Annotated in this window: 22 protein-coding genes and 3 pseudogenes; 9 read left to right on the top strand and 16 right to left on the bottom strand. The window is 54.1% G+C overall.

Annotation, left to right across the window (positions count from 1 at the left end; translation table 11 throughout):
- Positions 1 to 72 precede the first annotated feature (72 nt).
- The gene (locus tag LG300_RS15620; protein ID WP_404376208.1) at positions 73 to 249 is read right to left on the bottom strand and encodes a hypothetical protein; all 177 of its coding nucleotides are present in this window, start codon (positions 247 to 249) and stop codon (positions 73 to 75) included.
- A 228-nt stretch (positions 250 to 477) separates the two neighbouring features.
- Here LG300_RS15620 and LG300_RS15615 point away from each other — a divergent pair, with 228 nt between their 5' ends.
- Positions 478 to 849: a plasmid mobilization protein gene (locus tag LG300_RS15615; RefSeq protein ID WP_404376207.1), complete on the top strand. Its 372-nt coding sequence runs from the start codon at positions 478 to 480 to the stop codon at positions 847 to 849.
- A complete protein-coding gene (locus tag LG300_RS15610; protein WP_404376206.1) occupies positions 839 to 1,066 on the top strand; it encodes a hypothetical protein in 228 nt (75 codons plus the stop codon). The genes LG300_RS15615 and LG300_RS15610 overlap by 11 nt, the downstream gene beginning before the upstream one ends.
- Positions 1,067 to 1,096: 30 nt before the next feature.
- On the opposite strand, the gene LG300_RS15605 is transcribed toward LG300_RS15610, so the two are convergent.
- Together LG300_RS15605 and LG300_RS15600 are read right to left on the bottom strand one after the other, a co-directional pair.
- Complete coding sequence (locus tag LG300_RS15605; RefSeq protein ID WP_404375620.1) at positions 1,097 to 2,374, bottom strand: IS3 family transposase; 1,278 nt, start codon at positions 2,372 to 2,374, stop codon at positions 1,097 to 1,099.
- Between the two features lie 209 nt (positions 2,375 to 2,583).
- Positions 2,584 to 2,667, bottom strand: a pseudogene (locus LG300_RS15600) (hypothetical protein); the annotation flags it as partial.
- A 216-nt stretch (positions 2,668 to 2,883) separates the two neighbouring features.
- Here LG300_RS15600 and LG300_RS15595 point away from each other — a divergent pair.
- On the top strand, positions 2,884 to 3,201 hold the full coding sequence (locus tag LG300_RS15595) for a hypothetical protein (RefSeq protein WP_404376205.1): 318 nt from the start codon (positions 2,884 to 2,886) through the stop codon (positions 3,199 to 3,201).
- Positions 3,202 to 3,240: 39 nt separating this feature from the next.
- Here LG300_RS15595 and LG300_RS15590 read toward each other — a convergent pair whose 3' ends face one another.
- Entirely contained in the window at positions 3,241 to 3,807 is a 567-nt protein-coding gene (locus tag LG300_RS15590; RefSeq protein WP_404376204.1) for a hypothetical protein, read from the bottom strand.
- A 783-nt stretch (positions 3,808 to 4,590) separates the two neighbouring features.
- Positions 4,591 to 5,556 (bottom strand): annotated as a pseudogene (locus LG300_RS15585) (YifB family Mg chelatase-like AAA ATPase); the annotation flags it as partial.
- Positions 5,557 to 5,755: 199 nt separating this feature from the next.
- Between LG300_RS15585 and LG300_RS15580 the strand changes: the two are divergent.
- Both LG300_RS15580 and LG300_RS15575 read left to right on the top strand, forming a co-directional pair.
- On the top strand, positions 5,756 to 6,091 hold the full coding sequence (locus LG300_RS15580) for a type II toxin-antitoxin system PrlF family antitoxin (RefSeq protein ID WP_137093994.1): 336 nt from the start codon (positions 5,756 to 5,758) through the stop codon (positions 6,089 to 6,091).
- Complete coding sequence (locus LG300_RS15575) at positions 6,088 to 6,585, top strand: type II toxin-antitoxin system YhaV family toxin (RefSeq protein WP_404376203.1); 498 nt, start codon at positions 6,088 to 6,090, stop codon at positions 6,583 to 6,585. The genes LG300_RS15580 and LG300_RS15575 overlap by 4 nt, the downstream gene beginning before the upstream one ends.
- A gap of 12 nt (positions 6,586 to 6,597) precedes the next feature.
- Here LG300_RS15575 and LG300_RS15570 read toward each other — a convergent pair.
- From LG300_RS15570 to LG300_RS15550, 5 genes and pseudogenes are all read right to left on the bottom strand, one after another.
- Positions 6,598 to 6,813: pseudogene (locus LG300_RS15570) on the bottom strand (magnesium chelatase domain-containing protein); the annotation flags it as partial.
- Complete coding sequence (locus tag LG300_RS15565) at positions 6,786 to 7,685, bottom strand: ABC transporter substrate-binding protein (protein WP_404376202.1); 900 nt, start codon at positions 7,683 to 7,685, stop codon at positions 6,786 to 6,788. The gene LG300_RS15565 and the pseudogene LG300_RS15570, both read right to left, overlap by 28 nt.
- Positions 7,686 to 7,794: 109 nt before the next feature.
- A complete protein-coding gene (locus LG300_RS15560) occupies positions 7,795 to 9,891 on the bottom strand; it encodes a TonB-dependent siderophore receptor (protein WP_404376201.1) in 2,097 nt (698 codons plus the stop codon).
- A 139-nt stretch (positions 9,892 to 10,030) separates the two neighbouring features.
- Entirely contained in the window at positions 10,031 to 10,966 is a 936-nt protein-coding gene (locus LG300_RS15555) for an AraC family transcriptional regulator (RefSeq protein WP_404376200.1), read from the bottom strand.
- Positions 10,967 to 11,185: 219 nt separating this feature from the next.
- On the bottom strand, positions 11,186 to 11,527 hold the full coding sequence (locus LG300_RS15550; protein ID WP_404376199.1) for an accessory factor UbiK family protein: 342 nt from the start codon (positions 11,525 to 11,527) through the stop codon (positions 11,186 to 11,188).
- Between the two features lie 358 nt (positions 11,528 to 11,885).
- On the opposite strand from LG300_RS15550, the gene LG300_RS15545 reads away from it, so the two are divergent.
- From LG300_RS15545 to glnK, 3 genes are all read left to right on the top strand, one after another.
- Entirely contained in the window at positions 11,886 to 12,224 is a 339-nt protein-coding gene (locus LG300_RS15545; RefSeq protein ID WP_058579766.1) for a P-II family nitrogen regulator, read from the top strand.
- A 62-nt stretch (positions 12,225 to 12,286) separates the two neighbouring features.
- Positions 12,287 to 13,534: an ammonium transporter gene (locus LG300_RS15540; RefSeq protein ID WP_404376198.1), complete on the top strand. Its 1,248-nt coding sequence runs from the start codon at positions 12,287 to 12,289 to the stop codon at positions 13,532 to 13,534.
- Positions 13,535 to 13,794: 260 nt separating this feature from the next.
- Entirely contained in the window at positions 13,795 to 14,133 is a 339-nt protein-coding gene (gene glnK / locus LG300_RS15535; RefSeq protein WP_009098335.1) for a P-II family nitrogen regulator, read from the top strand.
- Between the two features lie 94 nt (positions 14,134 to 14,227).
- Here the strand turns inward: glnK and LG300_RS15530 are convergent, their stop codons facing one another.
- Complete coding sequence (locus tag LG300_RS15530; protein ID WP_404376197.1) at positions 14,228 to 15,004, bottom strand: ferredoxin--NADP reductase; 777 nt, start codon at positions 15,002 to 15,004, stop codon at positions 14,228 to 14,230.
- Positions 15,005 to 15,201: 197 nt separating this feature from the next.
- Here LG300_RS15530 and LG300_RS15525 point away from each other — a divergent pair, with 197 nt between their 5' ends.
- A complete protein-coding gene (locus LG300_RS15525) occupies positions 15,202 to 16,128 on the top strand; it encodes a LysR family transcriptional regulator (RefSeq protein ID WP_404376196.1) in 927 nt (308 codons plus the stop codon).
- Positions 16,129 to 16,131: 3 nt separating this feature from the next.
- Here LG300_RS15525 and LG300_RS15520 read toward each other — a convergent pair whose 3' ends face one another.
- The 5 genes from LG300_RS15520 to phnC form a co-directional block, all read right to left on the bottom strand.
- A complete protein-coding gene (locus tag LG300_RS15520) occupies positions 16,132 to 17,985 on the bottom strand; it encodes a methyl-accepting chemotaxis protein (RefSeq protein ID WP_404376195.1) in 1,854 nt (617 codons plus the stop codon).
- A 119-nt stretch (positions 17,986 to 18,104) separates the two neighbouring features.
- On the bottom strand, positions 18,105 to 18,536 hold the full coding sequence (locus LG300_RS15515) for a host attachment protein (protein ID WP_404376194.1): 432 nt from the start codon (positions 18,534 to 18,536) through the stop codon (positions 18,105 to 18,107).
- 92 nt (positions 18,537 to 18,628) lie between these two features.
- Positions 18,629 to 19,438, bottom strand: coding sequence for a phosphonate ABC transporter, permease protein PhnE (gene phnE, locus LG300_RS15510; protein WP_404376193.1), 810 nt, complete (start codon positions 19,436 to 19,438; stop codon positions 18,629 to 18,631).
- Complete coding sequence (gene phnE, locus LG300_RS15505; protein ID WP_404376192.1) at positions 19,432 to 20,232, bottom strand: phosphonate ABC transporter, permease protein PhnE; 801 nt, start codon at positions 20,230 to 20,232, stop codon at positions 19,432 to 19,434. The genes phnE (LG300_RS15510) and phnE (LG300_RS15505) overlap by 7 nt, the downstream gene beginning before the upstream one ends.
- The gene (gene phnC / locus LG300_RS15500; RefSeq protein ID WP_404376191.1) at positions 20,219 to 21,025 is read right to left on the bottom strand and encodes a phosphonate ABC transporter ATP-binding protein; all 807 of its coding nucleotides are present in this window, start codon (positions 21,023 to 21,025) and stop codon (positions 20,219 to 20,221) included. Before phnC ends, phnE (LG300_RS15505) begins: the two co-directional genes overlap by 14 nt.
- Positions 21,026 to 21,028 lie beyond the last annotated feature (3 nt).

Raw genomic sequence — 21,028 nt, 5'->3', positions numbered from 1 at the left:
GTTTGTATTCCCATCTTACCTTGTAATCGTCTGTCAGGCTTTATTTTTAATGTTCATTGGCATCTTTAAAAATTAAAAGCCTGGCCTAAATGGCTCTTTATCTAAGTGTTTCCTTTTCAATAACTCGATTTTATTTTTTGAAATATTAAATCGCCTCGCAATAGACTCTGCATCTTCGTTTTTGTTTCTTTTAATATAAGATATTATTTCTTTTCTTTTTTCTTTTGATAGACTTTCAAACATCAACATATTAGCTCCTTTTTCCTTTATTATAACACAAATATTTATAATAACTTAAAATTAAGTTTATATGTTATAATGTTTTAAAAGGTTATAAGCCAGCATACACTTGTAATGACGCCACTTCGTGGCTCGCTTCGCGCATTACCGTGATACTGGCAAAGGGGCTCCGCCCCCTTGACCCCCGAAAACTATCCCCAGCAATGGAGACAAAAATAAAAATATGGAGGTTCATTTATGGCAAAGAAAAAAGAGGTTCGAGACTTATTTATATATGTTAGGGCGTCCCGAAACGAGAAAGAGTTATTAAAGGCTAAAGCTCATTCTTACGACTTGACCCTTAGTGAATGGCTTCGCCAACTTGCCTTTACAGGCAAGCCAAGAACGCAAGTTCGAACAGTTCCCGATGCTGACCCACTTTTAATTCGTGAAATTAACCTGCTCGGTAGAAATATGAATCAGTTGGCGAGACACGCCAACGAAAGAGCAAAAGTAGGGCTATCACTTGATGCCTTGGAGATTCTAACCGAGCTTAGCGTTATTCAGAAAGAGCTAGCAGTAATCCGCCAGAGCTATACGGCTTTTGGAGGTGCTGAATATGATAGTTAAATTATTCAAGCACGGTAAAAGCCAAAAAAACCCGCTTAGAGCTGTTAAAAACTCGGTGGGGTATTTGTTTAGCGATAAAGATGCGAACGGCCAGCAGAGAGCCATTGAACCCGCTTTAATGCGTGGTAGCGTGCAGGAGTTCAGCGACATTGTAGGCTATGGCAAGTTCGCTGGACGCTACACCAGTGGTGTATTGAGCTTTGCAGAGAATCGGTGATTTTCAACCCAGTTGTCCAAATGGCTGCGCTTAAGCAGCCTGTTGATTACGCTCGATTTCGTGCATTTTTCCCGGGTTAAGCGAGACTGGGCCGGTGACTTCCCAGTTTCGAGTGTGGCCCGACCAGCGTTGCGGATGTCGCTGCTTCGCACGTTGGTATACCGCGTTCCGGCGTTCCAGGCGCTCTTGGTCTACGCCGCGATGACGGTCCGCTGGCGTGACATACTGGATGCCACTGTGCAGGTGCTGTTCGTTGTAAGCCCGCTCGAACGCTAGCATCCATTCTCGTACCGCGCCCAGCGATGCGAAGCCCTTGGTGGGCCACGCTGGACAGTATTTGACGGTACGGAACAGCGCTTCCGAGTAAGGGTTATCATTGCTTACTCTCGGCCGACTGTAAGACATCAACATGCCCAGCTCTGTTAGCCTCGCTTTGAGCGTATAGGAGGTCATCGGTGCTCCGTTATCAGAGTGCAGTACTGGCGGCTGATGCCAGCAACCTTCTCGCAGCAAGGCACGTTCCAAAAGCTGTTTAGCCAACTCGCCCGATTCCGTGTCGTGGACTTCCCAAGCAATGATTTTGCGGCTGTAGATATCCATGATCAGGTAAAGATACCAGTGCTGACCTCGCACAACGGAGGCACAATAACTGATGTCCCAGCTCCAGACCTGGTTTGGCCCTGTAGCCGTAAAGCTAGTCGGCTCGGGGACTGAACGACGTGGTTTCATACGGCCACGATGGTGCTGCTGATGATGCTTTTTCAAGACCCGATAAAACGACGATTCGGAGGCCAGATAGACGCCTTCGTCGGCCAATAAAGGAACGATTTGAGACGGCGGCAAGCTCTGATACTCGGGGCGATGGCACGTGTTCAAAATGGCTTGCTCTTCCTCATGCGTCAGCTGATGCGGCTGCCTGTGTTGCCCTGCATGTGGACGCTGATCCTCGACAATAGCGCCGCGCTCAGATCGCCACCGCTTCAGTGTGCGTTCGCTTATGCCGATCACGGCAGCCGCTTGATAACGGGACGCGCCACCCATAACCGCTTCGTCAAATAGCGCGATGAGCCTTGCACGTTCCTTGAGAGGCGTTAGTCGTCCTCGCCGCTGTCCGGATCCTCGCCGTACAAGGCTTCGAGCTTTTTTGAAAGCACTAGCAACGACGTTGTTTCTGCCAGCACCTTGTCTTTGCGCCGTACTTCCGCTTTGAGCTGCTTGATGGTCTTTCGGTCTTCTTTGCGCTGTTTCTGCGCTGCTTTTGCCTGCTCTTCTTGCCGACCAGCTCCTTCGAGACAAGCGGCTTTCCATTGCTGGATTTGCTCGGGATAAAGGCCTTTTTCACGACAGTAAGCGCCAAGCTCTGTTTCTGACATCGTCGCGGTTTCGATGACAACGGCTAGCTTGGCGTCAGGTGACCATTCGTTGTCGCCTTGGGTGTAACCCGGCACAGGGACTCCTTTTTCTCGACACTGTTTTAACCAACTATACAGCGTCGCGTTGGAGATGCCTTCTTCCGTTGCTACCGACGCCACACTGCGATTGTGGGGCGGCAATAACTTTTTCAGGATGGCGGCTTTACGCTCTTCAGAATAACGTGGCACATGAATTCCATACCGCTCCCTCTGGACTGAGTTTAGGCGATATCGCCAACCGGACAACTAGGCTGACAGAGGGGGATACCTTATAAACTCACCTTCTCGGCCACCCCCCCCCCCCAGCCAATCAATCCCTGCCAGCGAGGCTTTTAGGTCGCTTCTAGCTTGCCCTAACTAGCCTCTTCCGGTAGAACAGGCACAACACGAACCGCGAGAACCTAAATGAAAGACATTATCGAAAATATTGAACGGCTATCACTACGAATCGTTCACATCGAACCACAAGCCGTATACATTAAGACGGAGCTAATGGGCGAGCACACCTTACCCTGTGACCTTAATGCGTTCAGAACCGACCCAGAAGCCCTAGAAAGCCCCGAGCTTGAGGAATGGGCGATGGAAGCCCTTGAAGAGCTTAGAAAGGCCGAGGATGCAGATTTTGACCCCAATCAGGAGCCAACAACGAGAGACGAATTGTATTTTTTAGAAATAAAAAGCTATGCGAAGGAACAGATAGAAGAACAGCTTGGAAATTGGTAATAAATATATAGGCCAGTTATTTGCTGGCCTTATCATTTTCTAAGCTGCTCTAAGCTTTACTTCAAATGGCCTATCAGCAAACTCTTCTTTTAATTCTCGCATTAAATCATAGTGGTCTTTTGCTTTCCCTCTCCAAATTATAAATGGAGAAACCAACACTTTTTCTAAAGCGTGGCCTGACTTCGTGAAGTTTATTATATTTAGCTCTTTAAGCTTTTTAAAAGCTCTTGATACTTCCGCGTTATCTAGACATAACTCATTTGCTATACTTGTTTGAGTTTTCTTAACCTTATCCATATCTACTTTATTGTTGTAGTCAATATGCTCAATAAAATAATATAAAACCGCATTATCAGTGTTGTTTAACAACCTTGACTTGAGCTGTTTGATCTCTTTTTCCATAGCTTTCAATGTGTCTTCCTTGGACACTAATTTCTTATCTTCTCTAAGCTGTTTTATTTTTCTTCTTATGCTTGTTTCATACTTTCTTAATCTCATAACATACCCCTCCTTATCAAAACTTAAAAAAGCGAACTTATTAAATCCAACTTTTGTTTTAAAGTTGTCGCTTGGATCTTTTTTAGATTTAGTGTTATTATAATCCATCCTCTTAGTCTCCCTGGTTAAGTAAAAAGTCTTTTGATTATTATTGGGCACTTGCCCGAGTGCCGATAAAAGTTTCTAAAATATATCAGACTTTGGATATTATCTCAATTACTTTGGATATTATCCAAAGTCTTTTTTTCGTTTTTAAAGCTCTTTTGCTTAACATATAACTTTTATTTTTTTTTGCTTATAGAGTAGTAATCAGTGGAGTGTTTTTTTTCTAAAATGTTAGTTTTTCTATATTGAAAAAAACTCCAAAGCTCGCTTCGCTCCCTTGTTTTATTGTTTTAAATCTCTCCCGCCCTTCGGTTGGGGTTATTGAGAAAGGAAGTATTAGTTTTTTTACAGGAAAGGAGTAGCAAAAGTCTAACCATCACACTTACTCAACTGCTAACTGTCACAGTTAGCTAATCTAATCAAGGCAGTTAGTTTTTACGAAATAAAGTGGTTGTGCGTATTTTTAAAGAACGATTCTCATTTCCTTTGCATATATACGTGGTTTTATAAGCCCGCCAATATAAGGTGTTGCTAAATCAAAGCAAAAGGGCGGGTAACAAAACATTTTTTTTGTTCATTGTCAAGTATTGTTTTAGGAAAACTCGCTTTCCGCGTGTAAGGCTTTCTATGGCGTTTCGGGTGCTTATGGCTATGTCGCCTAGGGTAAAGAGGTTGAAACGGCTAAAAATACGGTTTTTTTAGCTTCTAACGGGTTTGCTGAAGGTACTCATTGGGCAATTTTTGATGTATTTTCGCGTTTACGTAATTTGTTTGGTAATAACCCCTTCCTTTCTCCAGCGGTTGGCGTAATACTTCCAAGACGTTGCGGGAGAACTCCGGCAGCTCATCCAAAAACAGCACGCCGTGGTGTGCTAATGAAATTTCACCCGGTTTGGGTTTTGAGCCGCCGCCGACCAGCGCGGCGGCGCTAGCGCTATGGTGGGGTTGGCGAAAAGGCCGCTGGCCCCAGTCGGCTTCCAGCGCCAAGCCGCATACCGAGCGCACCGCCGCCACTTGAAGCGCATCGTCTTCAGAAAGCGGCGGCAGAATGCCGGGCAAGCGGCTGGCCAGCATAGTTTTGCCGGTGCCAGGTGGGCCAGCTAGCAGCAAATTATGGCCACCTGCCGCCGCCACTTCCAACGCTCGGCGAGCCTGATGCTGGCCGCGCACGTCGGCCAAGTCTGCCATGGGTGCGGTGGATTTAACGGACGCTGAGAGCTGATGCGGCTGAATTTTCTCCTGGCCGAGTAAGTGGGCGACCACTTGCCAGAGAGAGTCGGCGGGTAGCACCGGTAAATCGCCCGCCAGGGCGGCTTCATCGGCGCAGGCGCGGGGTACAATCAGCGCTTTGTTGGCGCGGCGGGTAGCCAGCGCAAAAGGCAGCATACCGGGCACCGCGCGCAGCTTGCCATCCAGGGCCAGTTCGCCCGCGCACTCCATGCCTTCCAGCGCATCCACCGGGATTTGGCCGGAGGCCGCGAGAATGCCCAGGGCAATGGGGAGATCAAAACGGCCCCCCTCTTTGGGCAGGTCCGCCGGGGCGAGGTTGAGGGTAATGCGCTTGGTGTTGGGGAAATCAAAACCCGCGTTGATCAAGGCGCTGCGTACCCGCTCGCGGCTCTCTTTCACGGCGGTTTCCGGCAAGCCCACCAGGGTTAACCCCGGCAAGCCGTTGGCTAAGTGAACCTCTACATGTACCGCCGGTGCTTCCAACCCCACGCCCGCCCGCGTGGCGACAATCGCTAGCGTCATCGCCTTTCCTCTGCTGTTGTCACTTACTCCAATGTAGGCTAAAGCTACATTAGCCTAAGCATTTAACCTAACGTAATTAAGAAGGCTTTGGTAGCGCTTAAGCAACCGGTTCAAGTAGCGGAGACGGCTTGACGAAGTAATGCGCTTGCATTAACTTCGTATGCATTACCTTTGCATTGCTATCAAGCGGAGAGCGACAGTGAGCACGCTTATCGAAGACGACTCAACTCTGACGGATCGCTATCAAACGACTGTTCCGGCATCGATTCGCCGGGCGCTAAAGCTGAAGCGCCGAGACCGTATCCATTATACCGTTCGTCCTGATGGAGAAGTGGTGCTTTCCCGGGCAAGTGATGAGGCCAAGCACGACCCTGTAATGGTCAACTTCCTCAATTTTCTAGAGCGCGATCTTCTGGCGCATCCAGAAAATATTCGCCCGGTGACTGCCAGTAGCTTTGCCGAGGCCGAACGGCTTACCGCAGGTATTGAGGTAGACCTCGAAGAGGCGCTGGAAGAGGATGATGACGACGAATGAAGCCTCTGGAGGTTAATGGATGGACGATTTATGCCCATCCGTTGTTCTTGGAACAAGTCGAAGCACTCACCTTGAAGGTGAGACATCTTCAATCGAAAGATCCTGCCGGTTATCGCAACAAGGCGGCCACCAAGCGCCTAGCAGCGATCATGAAGCTGGCCTTGAATGATATTCCGCAGGATCCATCAGGCACTCAATATCGCCAAGGGAACACGCTTGGCGCAGAGCACACTCATTGGCAACGAGCAAAGTTCTACCAGCAGTACCGGCTGTTCTTTCGCTACGATGCTGCGAGCAAAATCATTATTTATGCGTGGGTCAATGATGACGCTGCAAAACGCGCTTATGGCAGTAAGCATGATGCTTACTCTGTCTTTCAGAAAATGCTCAGCAGTGGCAACCCACCGGATAGCTGGAAAGCCTTACAGAAAGCCTCAATGAGCGAAGTTGAACGAATTCATTTACTTTTAGCGGCAGATAACAACGATAACTAAATCACACTAGATCTCTTTGGGGAGATCCGCCGGGGCGAGGTTGAGGGTAATGCGCTTGGTGTTGGGGAAATCAAAACCCGCGTTGATCAAGGCGCTGTGCACCCGTTCGCGGCTCTCTTTCACGGCGGTCTCCGGCAAGCCCACCAGGGTTAACCCCGGCAAACCGTTGGCTAAGCCTACTTTATTTAAAGCGTTGAGCGCTACTGGGCGTAAGGTGAGTGCGCTGATGGCGGTTCGGCACTATAGGCATTCAGCGCGCTGGTGAGCTCACGGGCAAAGCGCTGGGCGGAGGGGAGAGCGCCAAAGCTCCACACGGGGGGCAGGCGCAGTAGGCGGCCACTTTGAACGCTGGGCAGGTGCTCCCAAAGACCGCTTCCTGCAAGCTGCTCTTCCACGCCTGCGGGGAGTGGGTCGACGACCACCAGCGTGGCATCGGGGTAGCGTGCCAGCGCTTCAATACCGGCCAGGGCAAACCCCCAGGCGTTGGTGGGCTGGTCCCAGGCGTTGGGCAGTTCAAGCTGTTCTAGCACGGCGTTGTAGAGGCTGTTCTCGCCAAACACTCGCACATGGCGGGCATCCATAAACTGCACCATCAGCAGTGGGGGCGAGTCGCTGCGCTGGCGGCGCAGCTCGGCCATCAGCTGCTGGGTGTCCTCGATCAGCGCGTTGGCTTCGGCATTGCGCTCGGTGAGCTCGCCCAACTGGCGGGTAAGGCTCTGCATCTCTTGCCACGTGTCAGCGCCGGGTGAGTAGAGGGCGAAGGTACCCACCGGGGCGATTTTCTCCAGCCGGGGAATCAGCCCGATAAACATAGGCGAGAGCAGCGTTTGCTCGGGGGGCGATTGGGCCAGCAGCTCGAAGTTGGGCTGGGTACGTAGGCCAATATCGGTGACATGCTCGGGGATGCGCGGTTCGCCCACCCAGTCATGGTAGGCCGGCTGCTGCGCGATACCGCTGACCGGCGCGTCAATGGCCAGCAGCGTTTCGGCAATGGTCCAGTCGATGGTGGCCCACTGGGCGTGACTGGCAGTAGACAACAGCAGACCTGCCGCGAGCAGGCTGCGGCGAGCCAGGATAAGCAGTCGGGGAAAGCAGCGCATGGCGTTAGTACCTAGCAATAAGCGCCTTATTTAAACGAGTCTGTTTATCAATTGCAAATAGAAACACCCAGGCATGCACAGGGCGCGTATGCCTGGGTGTGGTCGCTGCTTAGAAACGGTAGTGAATGCTGGCGGTGACGCCGCGTTCGGCACCGAAATAGCAGTACTCCAGTGAGTTACACGACGCCACGTACTCTTTATCCAGAGCGTTGTGCACATTCAGGCGGGTTTCTACGCCATTAAGGCCTGCCTGGCTCCAGTCGTAGCCCAGCGTGGCGTCAACTAGGGTGTAATCCGGCACCGTGGCGGTGTTAGCGCGGTCGGCGGCAATGTCGGCGTAGTGGCGCACGCCCACGCCGATATCCACACCGCTTAGCCAACCCTCCTGCACGGCATAGTGGCCCCACAGCTGTACTTGATGGCGGGGTGAGTAAATGGCGTTATTGCCCTGGTTACCGTCGTCGCTTTTGGCGTAGGTAATGTCGGTAAAGCTGTAGCCTGCCTGAAGTGAGAGCGCCTCGGTGAGTTGCGTTTGGGCTTCTAATTCGATGCCTTGTGACTCAATCTCGCCCACGGCACGATAGGGGTCGGTGGGCTGCTCTTTAGTAGCCACGTTCTCCTGGCTGATGTGGAAGAGCGCTGCGCTGTACTGCTGCCGGTCGTTGGGTTGGTACTTCACGCCGGCTTCCCACTGTTCACCCTCCATAGGAGCGAGCAGGTCGCCATTGGCGTCCACGAAGCTGGTGGGGGTGAAGGACGTGGAGTAGCTGGCATAGGGCGCAAGGCCATTATCGAACAGATAGACCACCCCCGCGCGGCCGCTGAACTGGGTGTCGTTGAGCGCGCTGGTAGCGCCGCTGTCGCGGTTGGTGTTGTCGATAGACACCCAGTCGAAACGCCCGCCCAGCGTCACGCGCCAGTTATCCACGGCGATTTGATCCTGAAGGTAGGCACCGGTTTGTTCCAGCTCGTGGCTCTCCCGGAGGGGAGGGTAGAACGCTAGCGGCTCGCTGCCATACTCTGGGTTAAAGGCGTCCAAGGAAGGAAACGCACCGGAGGGCCAGGAAACCTCGTTCTCGCGGTGCTGGTAATCCACTCCAAACAGCAGGGTATGCTCCATAAAGCCACTGGTCAGGTGGGCTTCTACCTGGTTATCCACCGTTAATGCCTGCAGCGACTCGTCGCTGCCAGCGTAGTAGCGGGTCAGTTCGCTTGAAGTAGGCGATGTCCAGCCAAAGCCATACACCTGATTGAGTGTGACGTCTGAGTTGAGGTAACGCAGCAGTTGGCGGGCGGATACGCGGTCGTTAAAGCGGTGCTCAAGGGTGTAACCCAACATGCGCTGGGTGCGCTCATAGGCGTCGTAATCGGCTTCGCCATCGAAGAAGTTGTTGCTAATGGTACGGCCATTGCGAGGCACAACGGCACCTTCATAAGGCACGCCGGAGTGGTAGCCGCCCTCCGGCTCGTCTTGCAGGTAGGCCTCCACGGTTAGGCTGGTGGCATCGGTCATATCCCAGGTAAGACGTGGTGCAATAGCGAAGCGCTCCTCTTCGGCAGGGCCGAACTGGGTATCGGCGGCGCTGGCGATACCGGTGAGGCGAAACGCGACGCGTTGCTCTTCCCCCAGCGGGCCAGTGAGATCAAATGCGGCGCTGCGCTGATCATTATTGCCGACCCTAAAACGCAGTTCGCCGCCTTGCTCAAACTCAGGGCGTTTGCTGTTGAGGGCCACCACACCGCCCGGTGAGGCGCGGCCATACAGCACGGACGCCGGGCCACGCACTACTTCAATGCTGTCTAAAAACCAGGGGTCGATACGCATACTGCTATGGGAGTTGGTGTCGCCCATTACCTTTAGGCCATCCAGAAAAGAGTTGCCCAGGCTGCCATCGGAGAAGCCCCGCAGCACCAAGTAGTCAAAGCGGTTCGAGGCGCCAATCTGGTTGCTGTACACGCCAGGGGTGTAGTCGGTAGCGCGCTGCACCGTATTTACCCCCCGCTGTGCCATCTGCGCCTCGGTGATGGTCGAGACGCTCTGCGGTGTTTCAATAAAGGGCGTAGCGACTTTGGTGGCGGCCTGTTGGGCGGTCACGGTGACGGTATCCAACGCAGTATGCGACTGCGCCGCTACGGTTGGTGTCATCGCAATCAACAGGGCACTGCTTAACGGAGCCAATAGGAAGGTGCGGTGCGTGAAGGTCATAAGCACTCCTGGGGAAAAGGAACGAATGTTATTAATTAATGAGAATTATTGCTTTTAATGGTGGGGGAAAGGTATGCGCAGCGCCACGGAAGTTATGCGTACTGCCAAATGTCGGCTAGTAAGGGAACCTTCCGGTGGCCTATGAACCGGTCCGTTGGAGTGCGTGGGGGGCAATGCCGAAGTGGCGTTTAAAAGCGGTAGAGAAGTTACTGGCGTGGCGATAGCCGCAGCTATGGGCGGCTTGCTGAACGCTATGGCCTTGTAGCAGTGATTTGTACGCCTGCTGCAGGCGCGCTTGGCGAATGTAGTCGAACAGCGCACAGCCGTAGCAGGCGCGAAATTTCTGCCGTAGGCTGCTGGGGCTCATGGCAGCCTCTTTCGCCAAAGCCGTAAGGCTGTAGGGCTCGGCGGGGTGCTGGGCAATACGCGAATGCAGTGCTGCCAAGCGGCGGCGGTCGCGGGCAGAAAGGCCGCTGTGTTCAGGAAACGTTGGTGACGGTTCCGGCAAGCCTAAGCCAATGAGTTGCAGTGCCAACCCCTGCCACACCAGCGGCTGCCGCCAGGTGGAGGGCGGCTGCCTGCTAATGGTGCAAAGGGTATCCCGCAGCGCCTCGGATAATGGCCAGCAGTGCAAATGCGGTGAACCAGACGGGTCGGGTAGCCCTAATGGGGTGGTGGTCAATACGGCAAGATTAACGGTGCGAAGGCGCGGCTGGGCAGGTTGGTGCACTGTTAGCGGATGCTGTGCATCAAAGTGAACACAGACGCCGTCGCCCGCACCGAGTATCACCTGCTGTTTGTTCATGTGCAGCTGGATGGTGCCTTCCAGAATAATGCTCAAGAACCACGGTACGCTTTGATAGGAAGTGGAAGTATAGCCACGCTCTACCTGAAGATCCGAGAGCGTTAAGTGCATCCCTTGGGGCAGGCTAACGTCGTGGACATGGCCGATGGCGACTGGCTGGCGCGGCGAGTCGGAGCCTTCAATGCGGTAGTGAATGCCAAAGCGCTGGCCAAGCCGAGCCAGTGAACGGGGGGTGATTTCCGGCGTGGCGAAGCGTTGCTGCTGGGGCATAGGGCAGTTGCTGTCATGGAATTATGCTTGCGCCTTATTGGTGCTTAGCGGCACGCATGAGGCATGGGATAGGCGCACGATAGCACTATGACGGCCAGAGTCAATGATAGTGATTCTTGTTCGCTGCTTTGGTCTGGAGGCAAGGGTAGAGGCAAGTACCGGGAAGGAGCAATGAAGAGTGGGGCAGATGTCTGCCCCGTACCGTGCTGAACCGTGTGCTTAGCCAGCGTCGTTAGCGTTGGGCTTGGTGGCGTTGGTGGAATGTGACGGAGCGGGTGGAGCCTCGGCCTCCACGGGCGTGACGGCGGTGGTACTAGAGGCTTCTACCGCGGCTTCCAGGCTGGCGACTTGGCGCTCTAAGGCCTCAACGCGGGCGCGGGTGCGCTGCAGCACATCCATCAAAATATCAAAGTCTTCCCGTGATACCAGCTCCAGGCGGTCGAACGCGCCGCGCACGACCTGCTGGACGCCTTTCTGAATATCTTCCGGGGCTTGCGACGCATGTTGTAGACGGTCGCCGATCTGCTGGGCTAAGCGGCTAATGCGATCTTGGGGCGCCATGGCTCTCTCCTTAAACGATCACGCATAAATGTGAACTGCTTAGGGATAAGGATACGCAACCCGCCGACGATTCGCATGTGCCGTGTGTGAATTAAGGCAGCGGGTGCGTGTTGGTGAGTGCATCGAAATGGGGCGGTTAGCTTTTTTTAATGTTCTTTTATGGTGCAAGGCAGCGCTAGCCCTTTCCGAGCAGCGCCGTAGCACGACCTCCTTCTATTCATGGCTATTATTTAAGTTGTTGAATTTTAATAATTAAAAAATGAGTGGCACGGTATGAGCATTAGCTGGGCAAGCACTAAATTCGGGCGGCCACGCCGCTACTTACCGAGTGGGACTGATCCAGCAGGGGAGATCCGGTATGAAACTCATCACCGCTATCATCAAGCCATTCAAGCTTGACGACGTTCGTGAAGCACTTGCCGACAACGGCGTTCAAGGGATTACCGTCACCGAAGTAAAAGGGTTTGGCCGTCAGAAAGGCCATACCGAACTCTACCGCGGTGCCGAATATGTGGTCGACTTCCTGCCCAAGGTAAAAGTAGAGGTTGCCGTAGACGATGCGCGCTTGGAGAGCGTGCTGGATGCCATTTGCAACGCAGCGAACAGCGGCAAAATTGGCGACGGCAAAGTGTTTGTGACGCCGTTGGAAGATGTCATCCGTATTCGTACCGGTGAGCGCGGCGCCGACGCCGTTTAAGGGTCGCTGGCCGGCCTATCGATAACGCATAACTTCTCTATTAGTTCAACGGGGAACACCTCATGAATGAGTTAGCAGATTTGAGCTACGCGCTCGATACGTTCTACTTCCTGATCTGCGGCGTACTGGTCATGTGGATGGCCGCAGGTTTTGCCATGCTGGAAGCGGGTTTGGTTCGCTCCAAGAACACCGCCGAGATCCTGACCAAAAACATCGCGCTATTTGCGATTGCTTGCACCATGTATTTGCTGGTGGGCTACTACATTATGTACTCCAGCAGCGCAGGTGGCTTCCTGCCGAACCTGGGCTTCTTGATCGGTACCGAAAACAGCGCCGATGCGGTGCTGGCCGGTGGTGACGATGCGCCTTACTACGCCATGCGTTCTGACTTCTTCTTCCAGGTAGTGTTTGTGGCTACTTCTATGTCGATTGTATCCGGCGCGGTGGCTGAGCGTATGAAGCTGTGGGCGTTCCTGGCCTTTGCCGTGGTGATGACCGCGTTCATCTACCCGGTATCCGGTTACTGGACGTGGGGCGGCGGCTGGCTCTCCGCGTTAGGTTTCTCTGATTATGCGGGGTCGGGCATTGTCCACATGGCGGGTGCGGCCGCTGCGCTGGCGGGGGTGCTGGTACTTGGCCCGCGTAAAGGCAAGTACGGCAAGGATGGCTCTATCCACGCGATTCCAGGCGCCAATATGCCGCTGGCAACGCTGGGTACCTTCATTCTGTGGATGGGTTGGTTTGGCTTCAACGGCGGCTCCGAATTGAAAATGTCAGATATCGGCTCTGCCAATAACGTGGCTCAAGTGTTTGTTAACACGAATGCAGCCGCCGCTGCGGGGGTTATTGCGGCGCTGGTGCTTGCCAAACTGTGGTTCCGCAAGGCCGATCTGACCATGGCGCTGAACGGTGCGATCGCCGGCCTGGTGTCTATCACCGCCGACCCGCTCTCGCCCACGGCACTGGGCGCAGCGCTTATCGGTGCGCTGGGTGGCTTGCTGGTCGTGGCTGCTATCGTAACGCTCGATAAGCTGAAGCTGGATGACCCAGTGGGTGCAATCTCCGCCCACGGCGTAGCCGGTATCTGGGGCCTGCTGGCGGTACCGTTGAGTAATGGCGATGCCTCTTTCGGTGCACAGCTGGCGGGTATCGTGGGTATCTTCGGCTGGGTCTTCATCGCAAGCTTAGTGGTATGGCTGGTACTGAAAGCGGTCATGGGTATCCGCGTTAGCGAAGAGGAAGAGTATGAAGGCGTCGATATTGCTGAGTGCGGTCTGGAAGCCTACCCCGAGTTTAGCGTTAAGAAATAAGCTTTACGCTAATCATGTGAGCTGGCGTGCTCCTTTTGGCCCCCTCGTGGGGCCTTTTTGTCGTTAAGACAAAGCGTTGCTTTGGCTGTTATTAGCTAGGTACATACTGGTTTTTTATTCTCCGCCCATGGCGGTGTATGCTTAACCGACTGGGTAACGGGCTTGGCTATGCGAGCGCCCCGCTAACCTTGATGGGTTATGACAACCGTTTAACAATGCTGTTTTGAGAACAGTGGGCCACCAAGCTAGAGGATGTCGCAATGAAATTGATCTCAGCCATTATCAAGCCGTTCAAGCTTGATGACGTACGCGAATCGCTCTCTGATATCGGCGTGCAGGGCATTACGGTAACGGAAGTGAAAGGGTTTGGCCGTCAGAAGGGCCACACTGAACTCTACCGTGGCGCGGAGTACGTGGTGGATTTTCTGCCCAAAGTAAAACTTGAAGTGGCCGTCGACGATGATATGGCCGAGCAGGTGATCGACGCGATTACCCAGGTTGCCAACACCGGTAAAATCGGTGACGGTAAAATCTTTGTGATGCCCCTTGAGCAGGTCATCCGTATCCGTACCGGCGAAACCGGTAAAGACGCGGTATAACCCCCGCACGGTGCACAAACAAACACCCCGCCAACGCAACCGCTGGCGGTGTGTTTTAGGTTTAGCAGCGAATTAACCTTGATCGCTGAGCACCCTATTTTTCGACGAAGGCACGCTCAATCACGTAGTCGCCCGGCTCGCCCATGCGCGGGGAGATATTCAGGCCCAGCTCGTCAAGCAGCGCGCTGGTGTCGTCCAGCATGGCGGGACTGCCGCAAATCATCGCACGGTCTTGGCGCGGGTCGATGGGCGGCAGGCCGGTGTCTTCGAACAGCTTGCCGCTGCGAATATGGTCGGTCAGGCGGCCCATGGTGTGGAACTCTTCACGGGTGACCGTGGGGTAGTACACCAGCTTCTCGGCGATTTCTTCGCCCAGGTATTCGTGGGCGGGCAGCTCTTTGGTGATGAAGTCGGCGTAGGCCAGCTCAGAGACTTCGCGCACGCCGTGTACCAGCACGACTTTTTCGAAGCGCTCGTAAACTTCCGGGTCTTGGATCAGGCTCATAAACGGCGCCAAGCCGGTGCCGGTAGAGAGCATGTACAGGTTACGGCCCGGCAGCAGGTCGTCGCACACCAGCGTGCCGGTAGGCTTGCGGCTGACCATGATCTGGTCGCCTACCTGCAGGTGCTGCAGACGTGAGGTGAGCGGGCCGTCGGGCACTTTGATGCTGAAGAACTCCAGGTGATCTTCATAGTTGGGGCTGGCGATGGAGTAGGCGCGCATCAGCGGTTTACCGTCCACTTCCAGGCCAATCATGACAAACTGGCCGTTCTTGAAGCGCAGGCTGCGCTCGCGGGTGGTGCGGAAGCTGAACAGTGTGTCGTTCCAGTGGTGAACGCTTAGCACTTCTTCCAGGGCAAACTTGCTCATACTAACTCCTCCAAGGGCAGCGCGGCCTAAGCCTTGCTCGCCATATTCCAAAAAAGAATAAAAAATAGCTTTATCGACTGCTGCTAATTCTAAATAAAGGGTGGTATATCTGTTAAGCAAATTATCTTGATAACGCTTATCTTTAAAATCGATATAGCCCTTTTCGCCGATCACTTTTCTATGGATAGGTTTTGGCCATGCACTACACCCTGCGCCAGCTAGAAGTCTTTGTCGCGGTTGCCCAGCACGAGAGTGTTTCCCACGCGGCGCGGGCGCTAGCCATGTCGCAGTCGGCCACCAGCACAGCGCTGGCCGAGCTGGAGCGCCAGTTCGACTGCCAACTGCTTGACCGCATTGGTAAGCGGCTAAAGCTCAACGCGCTCGGCTTCCAGTTACTGCCTAAGGCGGTGGCCCTGCTGGATCGTGCCGAGGAGGTGGAAGAGCTGCTGCGGGGCCAGCAAGGTGTGGGCGCGCTGGACGTAGGGGCGACCCTAACCATTGGCAACTATCTCGCCACGCTGTTGATCAGTGACTTTATGCAGCGCTACCCCGGCAGTCGGGTGCGGCTGGCGGTGCGTAATACGCGGCATATTATCGAAGGCGTGCGCCAACACTCGCTGGATCTAGGGCTGATCGAAGGGCAGTGCGATGACGATATGATCATCAGCCAGCCCTGGGTCGAGGATGAGCTGTGCGTGTTCTGCTCGCCGCGCCACCCGTTGGCGGGGCGAGAGCACCTGGAGCTGGATCAGCTGCTGCGGGAGGATTGGATTATGCGCGAGGAGGGTTCCGGCACCCGGATGACGCTAGAACATGCCGCCCGCCACCGCCGTAGCCGGTTTAATACCCTGCTGGAGCTTGAACACACCGAGGGGATTAAACGGGCTGTAGAGTCGGGCCTAGGAATCGGCTGCGTTTCGCGGCTGGCGCTGCGCGATGCCTTCCGGCGGGGCAGCTTGGTGCCGCTGCCCACGCCGGAGTTGGATCTAAAACGCCAGTTCACGTTCATTTGGCATCGCCACAAATACCTGACCACCGGCGTGCGGGAGTTTTTACGCCTCTGCCGCGAAATGACCGCCGGGGCCAAGCGCAGTGACGATATCTCGCTGCCGCCGATTCCTTAACTGTTAGCGATCATTCTCTATCGGTGCTTGTAATGCAGGAGTCGCTGTTTCGCGGGATAGTTTGAAGCTACTAATCGTGCCGGTGAGGTGATCCGATTGCTCCTTTAGCTGCTCGGCGGCGGTAGTGGACTCCTCTACCATCGCGGCGTTCTCTTGGGTCATCCGGTCCAGTTCTGCTACCGCAATATTGACCTGCTTAATGCCATCGCTCTGTTCGCTGGTGGCAGCGTTGATCTCTTCCAGTACGTCGGAAACGCGAGTGATGTGCTCTACGATATCCTGCATGGTGCTGCCCGCGCTACGCACTAACGAGGTGCCGTTGTTTACCTTCGTCTGGGAGTCTTCGATCAGCTGCTGAATATCGTTGGCAGCGTCGCTGCTGCGTCCGGCCAGCTTGCGCACTTCATCGGCCACGACCGCAAAGCCTCGTCCATGCTCGCCCGCCCGTGCGGCCTCAACGGAAGCATTCAGCGCCAGCAGGTTGGTTTGGAAGGCGATGCTGTTCATCAGGGTCACGATCTCGCCAATCTTATTCGAGGCGTCGGAAATATCTTCCATGGTGTTGACCACGTTAGATACCACCTGACCACCCTCTTTGGCGACCTCAGTAGCCGCATAGGAAAGCTTGTTGGCCTCCTGAGCTGCCGCCGCAGTGTGCTGCACGGTGCTAGTGATTTGCTCTACCGATGCGGAGGTTTGCTGAAGGCTAGAAGCCGCGTTATCGGTACGGCGGGAGAGGTCTTGACCACCCATGGCAATCTCGTTAGCGGCGTGGTGGACCGATTCGCTGCTTTCGCGCACATCGATTAAGACGTGCTCCATTTTGTTAACAAAGCGGTTAAAGGCGCTAGCGATTTGAGTGACTTCATCGTTGCCGTCTTCAGGCAGGCGCTGGGTCAGGTCACCTTCGCCTGAGGCGATATTATCCATGGCGCTGCGCACCCCCAGCAGGCGGCGTAACAGCAGTGACAGCAGCACCCCAAAGACCACAGTGGTAACCGCCGCGACAATCAGTAGGGTAACAATGGACGTGGTGGCAATGGCTCTCAACCCTGCAGTGGCCTCCGCTTCATCCAGTGCCACCACAAGCTGCCAGTCGCTATTGCCACCGATGGAGCGGCTCAGCAGTAATTTACTGCTTTCCTCCAACTGCATCTGCTGTGGTTGCTTGGTGTTGGCCAGTTGCTCGATATAGGCTGCATTTAGTTTATCGCTTAGCACTGTCGTAGGTTCTAGCGATAGCTCACTGTTGGGGTGGGCGATTAGCGTCCCATCACCGGTGGTAAGGAAACCAAAGCTTGACGGTGTTGGAGCGATATCACGTACGATTGCGATCACATCGCGAATATTGACATCGGCTCCTACCACTGCCTGTAGTTGATTATTTTGATAGAAAGGGCGGGCAAAGGTCACAACTAAGTCGCCAGTTTGGGCATCGACATACGGTGCTGTGACAATGGTGTCCTGTGCGGCAACGGCGGCTTGGTACCAAGGGCGCTCGCGTGGGTCAAAATCGGCGGGTGGCTGCCAGCCGTTGAAAAAAATAGTCTCTCCGCTATCGGCCACGCTTAGGTAGGTGGCCATAAAGTCGCCCGAAGCCGTTAGCTGTCGCAGGGCAGTACGTGGATCATTGCTGGAGATAGCTTCTTCCATGCCGCTTAGCATGGTGCTGCGGGATGCTATCCATTCGTGAAGGGCGCTACTGTTGCCGCGCACAACAGCATCTAGGTTGCGGGTCACCTGTTGGGTATTGTGCTGCTTGACGGTGTAGTAACTGGCAACACCATTGATGATCAATGCAAGGGTGATGGCCGTGAGTGCGGTTAGCAGTATGCGTGCTCGCAGGGATGAAAACATGGTAGCTCTCAACGTCGTTTGGAATCAGTACGCGGGTGCCACGTACACTAAACTCGACGTTAGCTATCGGCGGAGAGCCACCAGGCCTTTAATAAAAATGTCAAATAGCGTTAATTTAATTAGCGGAGGTCGCTGACGGCATTTTGAATATCGGCCATTGATGCCTTACTAAGATCTTTCGAAAGCGTATGAATGACCAGCTTCTGGGTCGGGTGATCGAGTTTCTCCTTTAGCAACCCTAAAAACTTGGGCGGGGCGACCATAATTAGCTTTTCCATGCTGTTATCCACACGAGCGTTATACAGGCGTTGCGCCACCTCTTTGGCAAACAGCTCATTCTCATGTTGGGAAGCAGCGCCCTCTTCACCGGATGAGCGCGACGACGTTGACGTTGATTCATGGACATCGGCACCGCGGCGGTCAGTGATCAAGTCTCCTTCATGTAGCCTACCGGCTGCGTGTACCAAGCTCTCCTGCTCGGTAAGATGGAGCGCGTCACGGGTGAAAATGCGTGCGCGGGCGGCGTCAGCTACCACGATATAGGTGGTCATCGTCGTACGTCCTCCATGTCGTTGATTACCCTTTAAACATGGCAAGCGTTTGGCGTTTGGTCAAACGCTTACCTGTGGTGATCATCGCTTCGTTACAACACCTTACGACGCAGCAGGCTGGTAATGGCTTCGCCCAGCAATACCAGCACGATAATGGCCATCAAAATGGTAGCCACCGTTGGCCAGGCAAAAGTATCGATAGCACCTTGGAGAATCACCCCAATCCCGCCAGCGCCTACCAGCCCTAATACCGTAGATTCACGGATATTGATGTCCCAGCGCAAAATCACAATGGCAAAAAAGGCCGGCATCACCTGGGGCACAATGGCATATGCCACTACTTTAGCTTTTGTCGCCCCTGTGGCTTCCATGGCCTCCACAGGGCGGCGGTCGATCTCTTCAATGGCTTCACCCATCAGCTTGCCGATAAAGCCAATGGAGCGAAACACAATGGCTAAAATGCCTGCCAGCACGCCGGGGCCAAAAATCGCCACAAACAAAAGCGCCCAAATAATCGTATTGACCGAGCGGCTAGAAACCAGAATAAAGCGTCCCAGCCATAGGCAGGCGCGATTAGGCGTGGTGTTTTGGGCTGCGATATAGGCCACGGGTAGCGCTAGGAAAATTGTTAAAAAGGTGGCGAGGGTGGCGATATGCACAGTTTCTAAAAGGGCATTAAGGATATTGCTTAACCCAGCAGAACTCGGCGGCCACATACGGCCGGCCAAGCCAGAAATTTGGTTTGGGGCATCCCACACCCAGGGCCAAAAAATGTCGATATCGCGCACGGCCCAAAACACCAGCATGAGCGTGGCGAGTAGCACGCTATAGCGAATCAGGCGGGCTTTCCTGTCATAACGTTGCCAAACTCGATCGGCGAGTTGCTGCGCATGATCTACCATATTTTTTTCCTCACCCAGCCACTGATGCCTTCGCTAACTAAAATAACCGCGATAATGACCAATAAAATGGCAAACGCGAAATCGTAGTCGTAGCGCCCAAACGCATTCATTAGCGTGCCGCCAATACCGCCTGCGCCCACAATGCCGACTACCGCTGAAGCGCGTAAATTGCTGTCGAGCTGATACATCGAAAGCCCTACCTGGCGGGGTAATATTTGTGGAAACACTGCGTAGAACAGAGTGGCCAAATAGCCTGCGCCGGAGGCGCGCATTGCTTCAACTTGCCCCCAATCGATCTCTTCAATCTCCTCTGCAAGCAGCTTTCCCACAAAACCAATAGAGTAAAGGGTGAGTGTCAGAATCCCTGCAAGTGGGCCAAATCCGACGGCGGCCACAAATAAAATCGCCACAATCACCGGGTGAAAGCTGCGTGAGATGATGATCACCGCGCGGCCAATCACGTAAACAGGCATAGGGGCAATATTGCGAGCGGCCATCACTGCAAACGGGATAGAGAGCAGAACTCCCAGCAGCGTTGCTAGAACGGCAATTTGGAAGCTCTCTTTGAAACCGGTGAGCAGCAGCTCATAGCGCTCTAGGCTGGGTGGAAAGCCGCCGCTAAAAATTCGCGCTGCCCGCGGCAGCCCTTCTGAAATACGTGCCCAGTTGAAGGGCAACGAGCCGAAGGCCCATAACAAATACGCCGCAGCGATAATGATCAAACCGTAGCGCAGCAATGGGTTGGCGATAAACGGTGGTTTTTTCCAAGTGCGTGGCATATCAGACGGCATCATGGCGTAGTTCCTCCACGGCAGTGCCGGGCTGCTCGGTGATCGCATCGTCTGGTGCTTCAATGCCACCGTAAATCGCATCTAGCGCGTCTTTGTTGAAGTCAGTGGGTAGGCCATCAAAGATCATTTTACCGTGGCGTAGGCCCACAATACGTTCGGTATAGGTTTTCGCCTGGGCGACGTTGTGAATGTTGATCAGCACAGGCAGCGACAGCTCACTGGCTAAGCTCTGCAGCAGCATCATGATCTGTTCAGATGTGCGTGGGTCTAGGGAGGCTGTGGGTTCGTCAGCGAGCAGCACGTCGGGCTCTTGCATTAGAGCGCGTACTACGCCAACCCGCTGGCGCTCACCACCGGAAAGCTCATCGGCACGCTTGTTTGCGTAGTGGGCAATGCCGACCCGCTCCATTAGCGTAAACGCTCGCTCAATGTCGGATTGGGGGTAGCGTCTTGAGATGGCTTGATAGAGGTTGACATAGCCAAGCCGGCCTGCCAGCACATTCTCCATCACGGTTAGTCGATCAAGGAGATTAAACCCTTGAAAAACCATGCCGATTCTTCGCCGTGCTCGGCGCAGCTCAGCGCCTTTCAGGTTAACAAGCTCGGTGCCATTGAGTTTGATGGAGCCTGAAGTGGGCTCCACTAGCCGATTAATACAGCGCAGCATAGTGCTTTTACCGGCACCTGAAGCGCCTACGATAGACACAACGCTGTTGCCTTCTACCTTAAGGTCGAGACCTTTTAAAACAGCCTCGCTATGGCCGTACCGTTTGACCAGATTCGTAATTTCCAGCATGTA

Source organism: Vreelandella aquamarina (assembly GCF_044805175.1).
In the GTDB taxonomy this organism is placed as follows: domain Bacteria; phylum Pseudomonadota; class Gammaproteobacteria; order Pseudomonadales; family Halomonadaceae; genus Vreelandella; species Vreelandella aquamarina_B.
The sequence above is the reverse complement of the archived record's forward strand: the minus strand, read 5'-3'. Positions and strand labels throughout refer to the sequence as shown.